Here is a 15,014-nt window from a genome sequence, read left to right as displayed (position 1 = left end):
CCGTTGCTGCAAATGGTTGGCTGATGTTGCACGACTCACTGAACTGGTTTGATGACGGCTTGCATGCCGGGCTTACGCGCCGTTTGCGCCGCGCCACGAAGAAGGCGGCTGCGGGCGATCTTCTGGCTTTGCGCCGCAATCAGGGGACGGCGCGTCGGCTCATGCCACGGATTGACCGATTCCTCCAATCCGCGGAAAGTCGGCCGGTCGGGGAAGGGCACGATCCGGCAACGCCGCTTGTGCCCCTTGGTTCGGATTGGGTGTGGCGCCCGCCGGCATGGCGCGAACCGCTGGACAAAGTCGGACAGGCCGGGGTTGGGCGGCGCGCGGCGCTTGGCCGGGGGACATATCTGTTTCACGATTGCGACCGGACGGAAATCGCGATGCGGCAATGTCCGTCAAACCGGTCGGCGGACCCGGCACCCTATGCCTTGTGCCTTGAGGTGTTCGGTTTTTCGGGCACTTATCTGTCGATGGCCGTCGATTTGCCGCTCGATGCGGTGCGCGGCCTGACAAAGGCGCATCTGATCGCCGTGGATGGCGTCTTTGAGGTGGAGCGCCCGATGGAGGTCTATATCCGGCTCAACATTCGAACGGGGCCGAATATCGAGCGCCTTGTGCGTGAAGTTCCCATGCACCTTGAAGAGCGGAGCGTTGCGTTTGATCTCGCTTATACAGGGTTCAACGCTGCGCGCGTGGACAAGCTTTGGCTTGACCTGATCTGTGTGCAACCGGCGATGAATGCGGTGTCGGTCCGTGACCTCGTGGTGTCACGCCGGTGGAGGGCCGCGCTTTGAGAGCAGCCGCTTTGGGCGCTTTTGCTTGGCCCTTACACCGTCCCGACACTGCTGCACCCGCGATGCCAAAGGAGTGCGCCTGATGTCCGAGAGCTGGGGGCAGCCGAGTTACAACTCACTCTATTCGTTGGTCAAAACACGGTTTGCCGATGGGCTGTGGGAAGGGGTCCTTGATCCAGGCAGCGGAGCCTTTGGCCATCCTGATATCGCGGTCACCCTGGATGGCCGGCGCTGTCCGGGTGTGACGCTTTCCCCGATCCCGGAGACGTCTCAGTGGTTCATTGAAATCCCTGTGCCACGCGAAGCGCTGGGCGACGGTATCCGCACGTTGGTGATCCGCGATGCCTTGAACAACACCGTGCTCGAGAGTGTCCCGGTCATTGCGGGAGAAGGCGCAGACGCGGATCTCCGGGCTGAAGTGGCGCTGTTGCGGGCGGAGATGGAGCTTCTCAAACAGGTGGTCAGACGGCAGGCCGTCGCACACCAACCGTAGACTTCTACACCTGCTCGGCCCTTCGGGTCGCGACCCGCGCCTTCGGTTTGTGATCCGCGCCTTTGGGCCGCGACCTCCGCCTTCGGGCCACGACCGGGTATCGAAAATCGGAACAAAGGCGGGTAATTCGCCAGGCTTGCCTGCGGGTGCCGATGGGGCGCGCCCTATCGCTCAAGCCATTGACGCGCTTTGGCGAACAGGACAGGGTTGCCTGCAAGCGTGTCCGGCTGGGCCGGGCACGAAAAGGAGCGTTCATGTCCCCCTGGCGTGGTATTGGCCTGAAACTGGCCTCGGTCTTCCTGTTCACGATTATGGCGTCGCTTATCAAGGCAAGCATGGCAACCGTGCCGGCGGGGCAGGCGGTGTTTTTCCGGTCCTTCTTTGCAATCCCCGTCATTCTGGTCTGGCTCGGCTATCGGGGGGATCTTTCCACCGGGCTGCGTGTCAAACGGGCCATGGGACATGTCTGGAGGGGTTTGATCGGCGTCGGCGCAATGGGTTTCGGCTTTTCCGCGCTCGGCTTGCTGCCCTTGCCGGAAGTCACGGCGCTGGGCTACGCCTCACCGCTGCTCACCGTGATCCTGGCGGCGTTGCTTCTGGGTGAGCGGATTCGCCTTGTTCGGATCAGCGCCGTGTTCCTTGGGCTTTTGGGGGTCGGTGTGGTCATGTGGCCGAGGCTTACGCTGGATGATGTCAGTGGTGCGGCACAGCTCGGTGTCGTTTTCGTGCTGACCTCTGCGGCGCTTCGTGCCTTGTCCCAGATCCATATCCGCAGGCTTGTTGCGACCGAAGAAACCTCGGCGATCGTCTTTTATTTTTCCCTGACGTCCTCGGCTTTTGCCTTGCTGACCATCCCCTTCGGCTGGGTGTGGCCCGACACCGCAACGCTGGTCATGCTGGTCTCCGCGGGACTTATCGGAGGCGTTGCACAGATCCTGATCACATCGGCCTATCGGTTCGGAGAGGCGGCCCTGCTGGCGCCATTCGATTATGCCTCGATCCTGTTTGCGATCCTGTTCGGGTATGTCTTCTTTTCGGAGGTGCCGACGGTCACCGTGCTGGTGGGTTCGGCAATTGTCATCGCGGCTGGCGGTCTGATCATCTGGCGCGAACGCCAGCTTGGGTTGCAGCGGGGCAAGGCGCGGCAGTCCGGCGTTACGCATAACTGACAAAGTGGCGCGCGTCGTCAGAGGTCGAACAGCTCGGCGCCCCAATAGGCGGGCGCCAGAAGCGCGCGCCGAAACCGCCCAAACGGAAAGCGACCGGGCGGCCTGCGCATCGCTTCGGGGATGTCGGGCGTCCGGCCAAGTATCTCATCGGCGATCAGTTTCCCGGCGTGGCTGGCCATGGCGACACCGTTCCCATGGTAGCCCAGCGCCGCGTAAAGACCGCTGGTGTTTGGCACGGCCCCGGCGAAGGGCGTCAGACCGGCCATGAGACAGACCAGCCCGGACCAGTGATGCGTGATCTCCACGTCGCGCCACGCCGGGAAGAGCTTGGCAAAATCGGCATGGATCCTTGCGCGGGTGCGGGCGCTCGCGCGCGGGGTGGCCCGCAATCCGCCGCGCATCCCGAACAGAAACCGACCGTTGGGCATCAGGCGAAAATAGTGAAGCAGTTGGCGGGTATCATAGGCCATTTGACCGCTGCGCCAGCCTTGTGCATCGCGCTCAGCCGCCGTGAGCGGACGTGTGACGATCACGCTCGACTGCACGGGCAAGGTCCGTGCCCGGAGCCAATCCGGCACATCCTCCGAGGAATAGCCATTTGTGGCGATGAGAACGGATTCGGCCGTCAGTTGCTCCCGCGGCGTTGAGAGCCGCCACAGCCCTTTTTGCCGCGCGATCTGCGTGATCGGACTGTGCCCAAACAGCCGCGCCCCGGCAGCGCGCGCCGCACGCGCCAGCCCGGCGTGATATTTCCGAGGATCCAGCGCAAAACCGATGGGGATCGTCAGCGCGCCATACCATGGGCCACCCATGCCGGCCTGAAGCAGCTCCGTGCGTGAGGTCAGGATCGGTTCCACGTCATAGTCCGCGCGAACTTCGTTCACCGAGGCTTGCATCGTCGCCCAGGCACGGGGCGTGTGCGCAAGCTGGGTTTCACCTTCCGAATGCCGGTCTACGGCCATATCATGCGTGCGGATCAGCCTGTCGACGGTTGAAACGGCGGCTTTCTCCGTCTCTCGCCACGCGCGCAGACCGTCATCGCCGTAGCGTCGTCGGAGCAGTGATCCGGATGCCTTGCTCCCGCCGAGACAGGCAAAGCCCCCATTGCGACCGGATGCGCCGTAGCCTGCGTTTTCTGCTTCGAACAGGCAAACGGATTTGCCCGCCTCTGCAAGGCGCAGGGCCGCCGACACCCCTGTGAAGCCGCCGCCGATCACTGCCACGTCGCAATGCTGGATGCCCTCGGCCTTGGGCCATGGTTCGGGGGGGACCGTGTCAGACCAGTAGCAGGCGCCTTGTGGTCCGTAAGCGGGTGCTTCGTAAAGCCGTTTCACGCGACGCCGCGTTCGCCCATTTTTTCTTCGCGGGCTTGGCGGATCGCCTGGCGCTTCGTGGCCAGCGATGCGGTGACCACACCGACCGTCACGATCGCGATGAGAATGGTGGACAGGGCGTTGATCTCGGGACTGACGCCGAGGCGGACCGCGGAAAAGACCTTGATCGGCAGCGTTGTGGCACCGGGACCGGTTGTGAATGAGGCGATCACCAGATCGTCGAGCGACAACGTGAAGGCCAGCAACCAGCCAGAAATGACGGCTGGAGCAATGATCGGCAGGGTCACGAGGCGGAACGCCTCGAACGGCGAGGCACCCAGATCGAGGGCTGCCTCTTCCAGCGAGCGATCGAAAGTCGACAAGCGCGAGGACACCACGACCGACACATAAGCCATCGAGAAGGTCGTATGGGCAAGCGTGACCGTCAGCATCCCGGTCGCCATGCCCAGCCCGATAAACAGCAACAGCAATGACAGGCCGGTGATCACTTCCGGCATCACCAGCGGCGCGTAGACCATGCCGGAAAACAGGGTCCGCCCGCGAAAACGCCCGCCGCGCACAAGCGCATAGGCGGCCATGGTTCCCAGAACGGTTGCGATGGTCGACGAATAAAACGCGACCTGAAGCGTGATCCATGCGGCGTCAAGGAACTCTTCGTTGCGAAAGAGCTCGCCATACCACCGGGTCGAGAAGCCCGCCCAAACCGTGACCAGTTTGCTTTCGTTGAAGCTGTAAATCACGAGGATCAGCATCGGGAGATACAGGAAGGCGAAACCCAGTGTCAGGGACGTGACGTTGAACCATGAGAACCTGTTCATCGGCGCAATCCCGTGATGGTGACGGGGGAGGGGGCGCTGCCCCCGTCGCCCGAAGGGCGACTCCCCCGGAGTATTTCCGGACAGAAGAAACACGCACCGCCGCTTGTGTTCGAGGATCCGCTCATTGGTCGAGCTCCCGCGCCCGTTGTTCGTTCCGCTGGAACAGAATGATGGGGATGATCAGGATCAGCAGCAGGATCACGGCGACAGCGGAGGCCACGGGCCAGTCGCGGTTGTTGAGGAACTCCTCGAAAAGCACCTTGCCGATCATCAGGGTTTGAGAGCCCCCGAGAAGGGACGGAATGACGAATTCCCCGAGGGTTGGGATGAAGACAAGGAAGCAGCCCGCAACAATGCCGGTTTTTGACAACGGCAGCGTCACCAGCCAGAAAGCGGAGAGACGCGAGCATCCGAGGTCTTCCGCGGCTTCGAGCAGCGAGCCGTCCATACGCTCCAGCGTGGCGTAGATCGGCAGGATCATGAAAGGCAGGTAGGTGTAGACCACACCGATATAGACCGCGATGTTGGTATTGAGAATTTCCAGCGGTTCCGAGATCACCCCGAGCCACAGCAGGAACTGGTTCAGCAGGCCCGTGTTCGACAGGATACCCATCCACGCATAGACCCGGATCAGGAAAGACGTCCAGAATGGCAGGATGATCAGCATCAACAGCGTCGGGCGCCATTCCGGCGCGGCGCGCGCCATGGCATAGGCAATCGGGTAGCCGATCAACAGCGTCAGGAAGGTCGAGATGACCGCAATGGTGAGGGAACTGGCATAGGCCTTGATGTAGAGATCGTCCGACGTGAGAAAGACGAAATTCTCCAGGTCAAGCTGCGAAAAGAACTCACCGATCGCGGCAAGCCCCCCGGTCAGGTCAAGCTGAGGCGTATAGGGCGGAATCGACAGCGCGACATCCGACAGCGAGATCTTGAGCACCATGAGAAACGGCACAAGAAACAGCGCGAGCAGCCAGAGATAGGGCACCGCGATGACAAGTGCCTTACGCATCGGAACGGCTCCAGCCATGCCGGTATGTGCGATCGAGCATCATGCGTCGAGCACCACGCCTGCGGTGGCCGAGAACCCGATCCACACCGCGTCGTCCCATGTGATGTCCCGCTTGGCGATGCGACGGGTGTTGGTCATCTGTGCCTTGACCATCACGCCACCGGCGATCTCGACGTGATAGGTGGAGATATTGCCGAGATAGGCAATATCGATCACCGTCCCTTCAATGGCGTTGTCTGTGGCGGGCTTGTCGCGCGAGATGGTCACCTTTTCGGGGCGGATCGCAAGCGTCACGGTGCGGCCTGCAAGCGCGGGGTCGCCATTCACGGCGACGAGCGGGTCCAGCCCGTCGGCCCAGTGGATCGCGAGGCCGCCACCGGGAAGCTCGGGGGGGCTCTCGGGCGTACCTGATTCGGGCGGCGCCGGTGCCGGTTCCGGGACCGCTGGAGCCTTATCCGGAGCCGAAAGCGCCTTGGGTGTTGGGGGGCGCCGGCCAAGGATTGGAAACAGAACCTTGTCGTGCAACCATTCCCCCATGACGTTTGGTGCGGGCGCGCGCCCGTCAGGGAGTGGGGCGGCGCTTGCCACCGGCACTTCCGGCATAGCGGCAGGCGCGGCCTTGGCGGCGGGGTCTTCTGTCGGAGACACAGGGGGCGCGGGCACAGGGGTTTCGGGGCGCGCGCTGGCCTTGCCTTGAATGAGGGATACGTCACCGATGAAATCAGCGACATAGATGGAATTTGGTGCTTCGTAGATCACCGGGGGCGTCGCCACTTGCACCAGTCGACCTTCATCCATCACCGCAACACGCGAAGCGACGGTCATCGCTTCCTCCTGATCATGGGTCACAATCACGAAGGTGGTGCCGGTCTTCTCCTGGATGTCCATCAACTCGAACTGCGTTTCCTCGCGCAGTTTCTTGTCAAGCGCGCCGAGCGGTTCGTCGAGGAGCAGAAGCTTCGGGGCCTTGGCCAGCGAACGCGCCAGCGCGACGCGCTGCCTCTGACCGCCGGAAATCTGATGGGGCTTGCGCCGAGCAAATTTTTCGAGCCGGGTCAGCCGGAGCATTTCCTCGACCCGTTCCGTGATCCGCGCGGCGTCCTTGGTTTCGCGGCGGAGACCGAAAGCGATGTTTTCCCAAACGGAAAGATGCGGAAAAAGCGCATAGCTCTGAAACATCATGTTGACCGAGCGCTTGTTGGGCGGCACGTCGCCAATATCGCGCCCGGCAAGCAGGATACGGCCTTGGGTGATCGACTCAAAACCGGCGAGCATCCGCATCATCGTGGTCTTGCCACAGCCGGACGGGCCGAGAAGGGCAAAGAATTCCTTCTCGTAGATGTTCAGGGTCAGATCGTCGATTGCCGTGAAATCACCGTAGCGCTTGGTGACATTCCGAAACTCGATCAGAGGTTTGGCGTTCGGGTCGTTCCAGGGCTCGAACACGCCCTCATGGGGCATTGGCTTTGCTTTTGGTTTGGGCTTGGCAGCGGTTTCAGCCATATGCGTTCCGACCTTGAAAAAAGCCCGCGCCCCGGATGACGAGGCGCGGACCTGATGGAGGGGATCAGGTGCCGGACTTGATCTTGGTCCAGAGCCGGGTCACCGTGCGTTGCACGCGCGGCGGATAAGGCGTTGTGGTGAAGAGGTTTTCCAGCGTCGCATCGTCGGGATAGATGGCGGTGTCGCCGATCACATCCTCGACAAGGAACTCCTTCGAGGCCTCATTGCCATTGGCGTAGTAGACGTAGTTCGACGCCGCAGCCATGTTTTGCGCGTCCATGATGAAGTTCAGAAACTTGTGCGCGCCTTCCGCGTTCGGCGCATCGACCGGAATGGCCATTTGGTCGAACCACATCTGCGCGCCTTCATCAGGAGCATGATAGGCGACTTCGACGCCGTTATCGGCTTCGGCTGCGCGGTCGCGAGCCTGAAGAATGTCACCGGACCAGCCGACGGCAACGCAGATATCGCCGTTTGCCAGCGCGTTGATGTATTCCGAGCTGTGGAACTTGGTGATGTAGGGACGGACGGCCATGAAGACGTCTTCTGCCTTTGCGATGACCTCGGGGTCGTGGCTGTCGGGGTCCTCTCCGATGTAGTTCAGCGCGGCAGGGATCATCTCGGCAGGGGCATCGAGGAAATAGACGCCGCATTCTGCGAGTTTCTCCATGTTCTCCGGCTTGAACACCAGATCCCAGCTGGTGATGGGGGCGTCCTCGCCAAGGAGCTCCTTCACCTTGGGGACGTTCACACCGATACCGGTGGTGCCCCACATGTAGTTGATGGAATACTCGTTGCCGGGGTCATATTGCGCGGTGCGGTCGCTGACCACACTCCACATGTTCTCCAGATTGGGCAACTGCCCCTTGTCCAGCTTTTGGAACGCACCTGCCTGAATCTGTCTCTGGAGGAACGTACCGGAGGGCACGACCACATCGTAGCCGGAGCTTCCGGCAAGCATCTTGGTTTCGAGAACCTCGTTGCTGTCGAACACATCATAGACAAGCTCGAGGCCCGTCTCCTGCTCGAACTTTTCCAACAGGCTCTCGTCGATATAATCCGACCAATTGTAGACGCGAACCTCGTCGGCCGATGCGGCGGAGGCGACAAGCGCGATGGTCGCGGTAAAACTCATGAGGGTCTTCATTCGGGTCTCCCTGGGTCATTGAGGTCTTTCGCCTCTTGCCCCGTGATTTGATCAAATGTTGCGTCGACGTGCAACATGAATGATGCTTTCATGCGTTTGCGGCGGGTGCAAGCCACGTGCGATCAATCGAGATGACAAGGCTGGGTGATAAGGGATGGGCGATGAACAATGCGTCATCTGAAACCGGGCGGGCGGGCTTGCCTGCACATGAAAGGGTCTATCGCGAGATCCGCGACCAGGTGCTTTTTGGCGCGCTTGCCCCCGGGGAGCCGGTGACGATTCAGGGTCTGGTGGAAAGGCTTGGTGCGGGTATGACGCCGGTGCGGGAAGCGCTGCGCCGGCTGACGGCGGAGGGCGCATTGCACGCGCTAGGCAATCGGCGGATCGTGGTGCCCGAGCTTACCGCGCAGCATATCGAAGAGCTGACCGAGGCGCGATTGGCTCTTGAGCCGCGGCTCGCATATCGCGCGGCGCAACGGGTTGATGCCAAGACGATCGCGATGCTCCGGTCCATTGATCGGGCGCTGGATGACGCCATCGCGCGCGGCGATGTATCGGGCTACCTGAGCGCGAATCACCAGTTTCATACCTCGCTTAACGCAGTGGCAGAGGCGCCGATTATCACGGCGCTTGTCGAAGGTCTCTGGCTTCGGTTCGGGCCGTCCATGCGTGTGATCTGTGGGCAGGTGGGGACACGGAACCTGCCAGACCGGCACAAGGACCTTCTGGATGCATTTGAGACCAGAGATTTGGAGGCGGCACAGGAAGCCATGCGCGCGGATGTGGAGCAGGGTATGGCTCTGATCGCACGCAGCGCCGCGCCAGTGACCGGCAGCACGGTCTGATCCGCTGAGCGCGTCTTGCGTCTGCCGATTCGATTGACAGCGGAAAATTTGATCATATTCTGCGACCAACTCAATCGGAGGCCGCCATGACCGTGATTTCCACCAATACACCGACGCCCGAACTGCAGGCGCTGGACGCTGCGCATCACATGCATCCCTTCACCCATGGGGATGGTCTGCGCGACAAGGGCGCGCGGGTGATCCTGCGTGCGGACGGCTGTTGGCTCACCGATAGCGACGGCAACCGTATCCTTGATGCCATGGCCGGCCTGTGGTGCGTCAATATCGGTTACGGGCGGACCGAGCTTGCGGATGCGGCGCATCGCCAGATGCAGGAACTGCCGTATTATAACACCTTCTTTCAGACCACCCACGTGCCGGCGATCCAGCTTGCAGCCCGGTTGGCAGAGCTCGCCCCGGGAGACCTGAACCACGTGTTCTTTGCGTCTTCGGGGTCTGAGGCCAATGACACAAACCTGCGGCTGGTGCGGACCTATTGGGCCGAAAAAGGCCAACCGGAGCGCCAGACGATCATCGCGCGCTGGAACGGGTATCATGGGTCGTCTGTCGGGTCGGGATCGCTGGGCGGCATGAAAGGCATGCATGCCCAGGGCGGCATGCCAATTCCCGGTATTGCGCATATCGATCAGCCGAACTGGTGGACTGACGGCGGGGACATGACGCCGGAGGAGTTCGGCCTCGCGAGAGCGCGGGCGCTTGAGGAGAAGATCCTCGAACTGGGGCCGGACACGGTTGCGGCCTTCATCGCGGAACCTGTGCAGGGGGCTGGCGGCGTGATTGTCGCGCCCAACAGCTACTGGCCCGAAATCCAGCGGATCGTTGACAAATATGGTATTCTGCTGATCGCGGATGAGGTGATCTGCGGCTTCGGACGGACGGGCAACTGGTTCGGGTCCGAAACGCTGGGGATTCGTCCCGACATCATGACGATCGCCAAGGGGTTGAGCTCAGGTTACCAGCCAATCGGTGGGTCGATCGTGACAGACGCTGTGGCGGAGGTCATCAACCAGACCGAATTCAACCACGGTTACACCTATTCCGGCCACCCGGTGGCTTGCGCCGTGGCGCTCGAAAACCTGCGCATTCTGCGCGACGAACAAATCGTCGAGCGCGTTCGGACGGAAACCGGCCCCTACCTGGCGGAGAAATTCCAGGCAATGACAGAGCATCCGCTTGTCGGAGAGGCCAAGATTGTCGGGATGATGGGGTCTTTGGCCCTGACACCGGACAAGGCCACCCGCGCGGCCTTTGCGTCCGAGCCGGGGACGGTCGGTTTGGTGTGCAGGGATCGGTGTTTTGCCAATAATTTAATCATGCGCCACGTCGGAGATCGCATGATTATCTCTCCGCCCTTGACCATATCCCGCGCAGAGATTGACACTCTGATGGAGCGCGCTTGGAAAAGCCTTGACGAAGCGATGGCGCAGTTGGAAGCCGATGGGCTGATGGTTGCGGCACCGAAAGTGTAAGGTCTCGCGCGCATAGATAGTGGCCGCACCGCGATCGCGGGCCGGGGAGCATACCGTGACGTGGTGCGCGGGGACTACGGGGGGTTACTCGGCCCGGCGCACAGGCGAGTAGGGCTTAAACCATGTGCGGGCGAATTGCTCGCCATAGACTGCAGCGATTGTCTCGAACGTCAAAAGGGGCACGAGCATGCGGGTCTCCTCTGTTGCCTATACTTATCCACAGAATGTTAATGTAGTTTTCTGTCGCATGATATTCGACTTTTGATCAATTCTTGCTTCTGAATGTTGGATTGCGTGATCGCAACACGCACAGACCGCCCAGCATAAACTGATTTCAGAATCGCCGATGTGGTGCTAGGTCTTGTGGCATGAACGCTCCTGACCTCAACATGCGGCCTCAGATCCGACAGCTTGACGATGCCGCCATCAATCGGATCGCGGCTGGGGAAGTCGTTGAGCGCCCTGCTTCCGCTGTCAAGGAACTGGTCGAGAACGCTGTTGATGCTGGTGCGCGGCGCATTGCGGTCGAGATCGCCGACGGGGGCAAGACGCTGATCCGCGTGACGGATGACGGGTGCGGGATGACGGAGGCGGACCTCCCGTTGGCCCTGTCGCGGCACGCGACTTCCAAGATCGATGGTTCCGATCTGCTCAATATCCATTCCTTCGGATTTCGGGGCGAGGCGCTGCCCTCGCTCGGTGCGGTCGGACGCCTGACGATCCAGAGCCGCGCGCGCGGGCATGAGGGCGTGAGCCTGTCCGTGTCCGGCGGAGAGCATTCCGCGCCGCGGCCCTGCGCGCTCAATGGCGGAACGGTGGTCACGCTTCGGGACCTGTTCTTTGCAACACCTGCGCGGCTGAAATTCCTGCGCAGCAACCGGGCAGAGACACAGGCGATCACCGAAACCGTAAAGCGGCTGGCAATGGCGGAGCCATCCATCGGGTTCACGCTCCGGGATGTTTCCGGCGGCGAGGACAAGTTGCGCTTTCGCACAGAACCCGAGAGCGGCGACCTGTTCGATGCGTTGCGCGCGCGTCTTGGGCATGTCATGGGCGCGAGCTTTGTCGAGAACGCCGTGCCGATTGATGCGGAGCGCGACGGTTTTCGGCTCACGGGTTATGCGGGTTTGCCGACCTATTCGAGGGGGGCTGCCGTGGCGCAGTTCCTTTTCGTGAATGGCCGCCCTGTGCAGGACCGCTTGCTGTTGGGCGCTTTGCGGGGCGCTTATGCGGATTTCCTGAGCCGCGACCGGCATCCGGCAGTGGCGCTTTTCGTCGATTGTGACCCGCACCTCGTCGATGTGAATGTCCATCCGGCCAAGTCCCAGGTGCGGTTTCGTGATCCTGGTATCGTCCGGGGCCTGATCGTCACCGGGTTGAGGCATGCTTTGGCGCAGGCCGGACATCGCGCCTCCTCCACGGTGGCGCAGGCAACCCTTGGCGCCATGCGGCCCGAACCGACGGCGCCGCGGGTTTACCAAATGGACCGCCCGTCACGGGATGCGCGCCGCGCAGCTTATGCCGCGCAGGCCCCGGATCCGGGTTTTGCAGAGCTCGCCGAGTCGTTTTCTGGTCGCCTGCTCGATCCCGAACCGGACCTGAGACCCGGAGCAGAAGAGCAGGGGGCGCCCGCCGCTTTGGGGCAAGAAGCGCTGCCCCTTGGAGCGGCGCGGGGGCAAGTGCACGAGAATTACATCATTGCGCAGACTGCTGATGGCGTGGTGATCGTGGACCAGCACGCGGCGCATGAGCGGCTGGTGTATGAAAAACTCAAACGCCAGATGGCCCAAAACGGTGTCGCGGCGCAGGCGCTGCTGATTCCGGAGATCGTCGAGTTGTCACCCGATGATCGGGACCGGTTGCTCGGGATCGCGGATTCGCTTGCGCAGATGGGCCTTGTGATCGAGGCATTTGGGGGCGGGGCCATAGCCGTGCGCGAAACCCCCGCGATCCTTGGAGAGATCAACGCGACCGCGCTTTTGCGCGATGTGCTCGATGAATTGGGCGATTTCGGCTCAAGCCAGCTTGTTCAGGAGAAGATCGAAGCGATTCTCAGCCGTGTTGCCTGTCACGGGTCCATCCGGTCCGGACGACGGATGCGGGGCGACGAGATGAATGCGCTCCTGCGTGAGATGGAGGCAACCCCGCATTCGGGACAGTGCAACCATGGGCGTCCGACCTATGTCGAACTCAAACTGAGCGATATCGAGCGGCTCTTCGGACGCACATGATTCAGATCGGTGATCTGGTTCTGGAGCTCGACGATCCGCTGACGCTTCTGGCAATCGGCGGGGCAGGAGTCGTTCTCTTGATCCTTGTGTTGCTCGTTGTCGCGGTGCGCGCCGCGGGGCGCTCAGCCCGTATCACGGAACCGCTCGCTTGGCAGATGGGCAAGCTCGGTCAGCGCGTCGAGGCGCTCGGCGCCGGCCAGGAGAGGCTTGCCGGGGGGCTGCACCACGTTTCCGAAGCGCAGGCGAAATCGCAAACCGCCATGTTGCAATTGATGGAAGCGCGGCTTGCCGAAGTTCAGGAACGGATGGGCGAAAGCCTTCAGGGATCGGCGCGGCGCACCGCCAAGAGCCTCGGCGAATTACAGGAACGGTTGCAGGTCATCGATCACGCGCAGCAGAACATCACGCGGCTCTCCGGCGACGTTCTGAGCCTTCAGGATATCCTGTCGAACAAGCAGACACGCGGAGCATTTGGAGAGATCCAGCTCAATGACATCGTCACAAAAGCGCTGCCGGCGGACAGCTACAGCTTGCAGGTGACCCTGTCGAACGGGCGGCGCGTCGATTGCCTCGTTCATTTGCCCAACCCGCCCGGCTCGATTGCCATTGATGCCAAGTTCCCGCTGGAAGCTTATGAAGCGCTGCGCCGTGCGGAGGACAGTGAAAGCGCGAAGCGCGCCGCGCAGATGCTCCGCCTGAGCCTGCGCAAACATATCCGCGATATATCAGAGCGCTATATCGTCGAGGGCGAGACCGCCGACAGTGCGCTCCTCTTTTTGCCATCCGAGGCGGTCTACGCCGAGTTGCATGCGAATTTCAGCGATGTTGTCCGCGAGGGCTTCAATGCGCGTGTCTGGATCGTGTCTCCCACCACCTGCATGGCGACCCTCAACACGATGCGCGCAATCCTCAAGGATGCACGGATGCGCGAGCAGGCGGGTGCAATTCGCACCGAATTGCAGATGCTCTATTCCGATGTCGAGCGGCTGGCGGGGCGCGTTGCAAATCTTGATCGCCACTTCAATCAGGCGGCCCGCGACATCGAGGAAATCAAGATCAGCAGTGACAAGGTAGGCAAACGGGCGCTGCGTCTGGATAATTTTGACTTTGCGGAACTTCCGGGTGATCCTGCCCCGAGTCCCGCGTCGACGAGGCGGGTGACCGAACCCGGAGAATAGCCCATGCCCTTTGCCCCGCGCGTCCTGTCTGATGACCAGATGACCGCATTGGGATTGACCCCTGCCGACATCATCGCGGCGATCCGCGATGCCTTGGTGGCCAAGGGCGAGGGTCGGCTTGTCACGACGCCGAAATCCGTGATCCAACCCGGTGACGGGCGCTACATGATGACAACGCTCTCGGCGTCGGACGGGCTGTCGGTTGTCAAGGCGGTGACGGTTTGCCCGGACAACCCTGAACGCGGCTTGCCGACGATCACCGGGGCGATCATGGTCATGGATGTGACGACCGGACTGTGCCGCGCGGTGCTCGATGCCGAATGGATCACGGCGATGCGCACGCCGGCCCTCAGCGCGGTTGCGGCGCAGGCACTGGCAGAGCCGGACGCGTCCGTTATCACACTTGTCGGCTGTGGCGTGCAGGCGCGCAGCCATCTGGAATTCTTTGCGACACTCTTTCCGCTGAAGACGGTGCGCGCGCTGGGGAGGGGGCAGGCGAATATCGACACGCTCGGTGCGCTTGCGGCGCAGATGGGCCTTGGATTTGAGGTGTCGCCAGACCCGCGATCCGCGCTCGACGGCGCCGATATCGTGGTGTCCACCATCACGATCACATATGACGGCGCGCCATTTCTCGATGCGCGCTGGCTCAAACCGGGGGCTCTCGCCGTGGTCACCGATGCGGGAAAGCCTTGGATCCGCGAGAGTTTCGACGCTTTCGGCACCATTGCCGTTGATGACCGGGAGCAGGAATTGTCGATGCCGGATCCGCTGGTCACCGAAGACCGGATTGCTGCAGACCTGACAGACATTGCCGCCTCGGGGGTTTCGCCATCCCCCGCGCCACGCGGCTTTTTCTTCCGTGGAATTGCCGTTGGTGATTTCGCCTTGTCAGCGCAGGTCTGGCGCAAGTTGGAACACGGCAACGGTTGAGGCGTTGTCGGGAAGGCACGGCAGACGCCGATGCAAGATAGGGGGGGGGAAGTAACAATGTTTA

The 15,014-nt window shown here is 61.9% G+C and carries 13 protein-coding genes; 8 read left to right on the top strand and 5 right to left on the bottom strand.

The features are described 5' to 3' along the window. Positions 1 to 23 precede the first annotated feature (23 nt). The 3 genes from J1C49_RS10440 to J1C49_RS10430 all read left to right on the top strand — a co-directional run bounded on the left by J1C49_RS10440 (position 24) and on the right by J1C49_RS10430 (position 2,459). Positions 24 to 797: a DUF6478 family protein gene (locus J1C49_RS10440; protein WP_227445766.1), complete on the top strand. Its 774-nt coding sequence runs from the start codon at positions 24 to 26 to the stop codon at positions 795 to 797. Positions 798 to 879: 82 nt separating this feature from the next. Further along, a complete protein-coding gene (locus J1C49_RS10435) occupies positions 880 to 1,290 on the top strand; it encodes a hypothetical protein (RefSeq protein ID WP_227445765.1) in 411 nt (136 codons plus the stop codon). 254 nt (positions 1,291 to 1,544) lie between these two features. After that, complete coding sequence (locus tag J1C49_RS10430) at positions 1,545 to 2,459, top strand: DMT family transporter (RefSeq protein ID WP_227445764.1); 915 nt, start codon at positions 1,545 to 1,547, stop codon at positions 2,457 to 2,459. A 17-nt stretch (positions 2,460 to 2,476) separates the two neighbouring features. Here the strand turns inward: J1C49_RS10430 and J1C49_RS10425 are convergent, their stop codons facing one another. The 5 genes from J1C49_RS10425 to J1C49_RS10405 all read right to left on the bottom strand — a co-directional run bounded on the left by J1C49_RS10425 (position 2,477) and on the right by J1C49_RS10405 (position 8,273). Beyond that, the gene (locus J1C49_RS10425; protein WP_227445763.1) at positions 2,477 to 3,793 is read right to left on the bottom strand and encodes an FAD-binding oxidoreductase; all 1,317 of its coding nucleotides are present in this window, start codon (positions 3,791 to 3,793) and stop codon (positions 2,477 to 2,479) included. Then, entirely contained in the window at positions 3,790 to 4,611 is an 822-nt protein-coding gene (locus J1C49_RS10420) for an ABC transporter permease (protein ID WP_227445762.1), read from the bottom strand. The genes J1C49_RS10425 and J1C49_RS10420 overlap by 4 nt, the downstream gene beginning before the upstream one ends. A gap of 121 nt (positions 4,612 to 4,732) precedes the next feature. After that, positions 4,733 to 5,623 (bottom strand): ABC transporter permease subunit, encoded by an 891-nt coding sequence (locus tag J1C49_RS10415; RefSeq protein ID WP_227445761.1) that lies wholly within the window; start codon positions 5,621 to 5,623, stop codon positions 4,733 to 4,735. A gap of 39 nt (positions 5,624 to 5,662) precedes the next feature. Further along, a complete protein-coding gene (locus tag J1C49_RS10410) occupies positions 5,663 to 7,126 on the bottom strand; it encodes an ABC transporter ATP-binding protein (protein WP_227445760.1) in 1,464 nt (487 codons plus the stop codon). 64 nt (positions 7,127 to 7,190) lie between these two features. Continuing rightward, positions 7,191 to 8,273: a polyamine ABC transporter substrate-binding protein gene (locus tag J1C49_RS10405; protein ID WP_227445759.1), complete on the bottom strand. Its 1,083-nt coding sequence runs from the start codon at positions 8,271 to 8,273 to the stop codon at positions 7,191 to 7,193. A gap of 161 nt (positions 8,274 to 8,434) precedes the next feature. On the opposite strand from J1C49_RS10405, the gene J1C49_RS10400 reads away from it, so the two are divergent. The 5 genes from J1C49_RS10400 to J1C49_RS10380 all read left to right on the top strand — a co-directional run bounded on the left by J1C49_RS10400 (position 8,435) and on the right by J1C49_RS10380 (position 14,950). After that, positions 8,435 to 9,118, top strand: coding sequence for a GntR family transcriptional regulator (locus J1C49_RS10400; RefSeq protein ID WP_227445758.1), 684 nt, complete (start codon positions 8,435 to 8,437; stop codon positions 9,116 to 9,118). 86 nt (positions 9,119 to 9,204) lie between these two features. Further along, positions 9,205 to 10,608, top strand: coding sequence for an aspartate aminotransferase family protein (locus J1C49_RS10395; protein WP_227445757.1), 1,404 nt, complete (start codon positions 9,205 to 9,207; stop codon positions 10,606 to 10,608). A gap of 368 nt (positions 10,609 to 10,976) precedes the next feature. Further along, positions 10,977 to 12,839 carry a DNA mismatch repair endonuclease MutL gene (gene mutL / locus J1C49_RS10390; protein WP_227445756.1) on the top strand — a complete coding sequence of 621 codons (1,863 nt, stop codon included), beginning with the start codon at positions 10,977 to 10,979 and terminating at the stop codon, positions 12,837 to 12,839. Next, positions 12,836 to 14,017: a DNA recombination protein RmuC gene (locus J1C49_RS10385; protein WP_227445755.1), complete on the top strand. Its 1,182-nt coding sequence runs from the start codon at positions 12,836 to 12,838 to the stop codon at positions 14,015 to 14,017. Before mutL ends, J1C49_RS10385 begins: the two co-directional genes overlap by 4 nt. Positions 14,018 to 14,020: 3 nt before the next feature. Continuing rightward, the gene (locus J1C49_RS10380; protein ID WP_227445754.1) at positions 14,021 to 14,950 is read left to right on the top strand and encodes an ornithine cyclodeaminase family protein; all 930 of its coding nucleotides are present in this window, start codon (positions 14,021 to 14,023) and stop codon (positions 14,948 to 14,950) included. Positions 14,951 to 15,014 lie beyond the last annotated feature (64 nt).

This window comes from Cognatishimia sp. F0-27 (assembly GCF_020667845.1).
Classification (GTDB): Bacteria; Pseudomonadota; Alphaproteobacteria; order Rhodobacterales; family Rhodobacteraceae; genus JAFMPQ01.
Note: the sequence above shows the minus strand (reverse complement) of the source record. Positions and strands in the feature narration are given on the sequence as shown.

What these genes read in the sequence shown, in the direction of transcription:
- J1C49_RS10440 (WP_227445766.1), top strand. Translation starts at nt 24, where the DNA reads ATGTTGCACGACTCACTGAACTGGTTTGATGACGGCTTGCATGCCGGG.
- J1C49_RS10435 (WP_227445765.1), top strand. Translation starts at nt 880, where the DNA reads ATGTCCGAGAGCTGGGGGCAGCCGAGTTACAACTCACTCTATTCGTTG.
- J1C49_RS10430 (WP_227445764.1), top strand. Translation starts at nt 1,545, where the DNA reads ATGTCCCCCTGGCGTGGTATTGGCCTGAAACTGGCCTCGGTCTTCCTG.
- J1C49_RS10420 (WP_227445762.1), bottom strand. Translation starts at nt 4,611, where the DNA reads ATGAACAGGTTCTCATGGTTCAACGTCACGTCCCTGACACTGGGTTTC.
- J1C49_RS10415 (WP_227445761.1), bottom strand. Translation starts at nt 5,623, where the DNA reads ATGCGTAAGGCACTTGTCATCGCGGTGCCCTATCTCTGGCTGCTCGCG.
- J1C49_RS10410 (WP_227445760.1), bottom strand. Translation starts at nt 7,126, where the DNA reads ATGGCTGAAACCGCTGCCAAGCCCAAACCAAAAGCAAAGCCAATGCCC.
- J1C49_RS10405 (WP_227445759.1), bottom strand. Translation starts at nt 8,273, where the DNA reads ATGAAGACCCTCATGAGTTTTACCGCGACCATCGCGCTTGTCGCCTCC.
- J1C49_RS10400 (WP_227445758.1), top strand. Translation starts at nt 8,435, where the DNA reads ATGAACAATGCGTCATCTGAAACCGGGCGGGCGGGCTTGCCTGCACAT.
- J1C49_RS10395 (WP_227445757.1), top strand. Translation starts at nt 9,205, where the DNA reads ATGACCGTGATTTCCACCAATACACCGACGCCCGAACTGCAGGCGCTG.
- mutL (WP_227445756.1), top strand. Translation starts at nt 10,977, where the DNA reads ATGAACGCTCCTGACCTCAACATGCGGCCTCAGATCCGACAGCTTGAC.
- J1C49_RS10385 (WP_227445755.1), top strand. Translation starts at nt 12,836, where the DNA reads ATGATTCAGATCGGTGATCTGGTTCTGGAGCTCGACGATCCGCTGACG.
- J1C49_RS10380 (WP_227445754.1), top strand. Translation starts at nt 14,021, where the DNA reads ATGCCCTTTGCCCCGCGCGTCCTGTCTGATGACCAGATGACCGCATTG.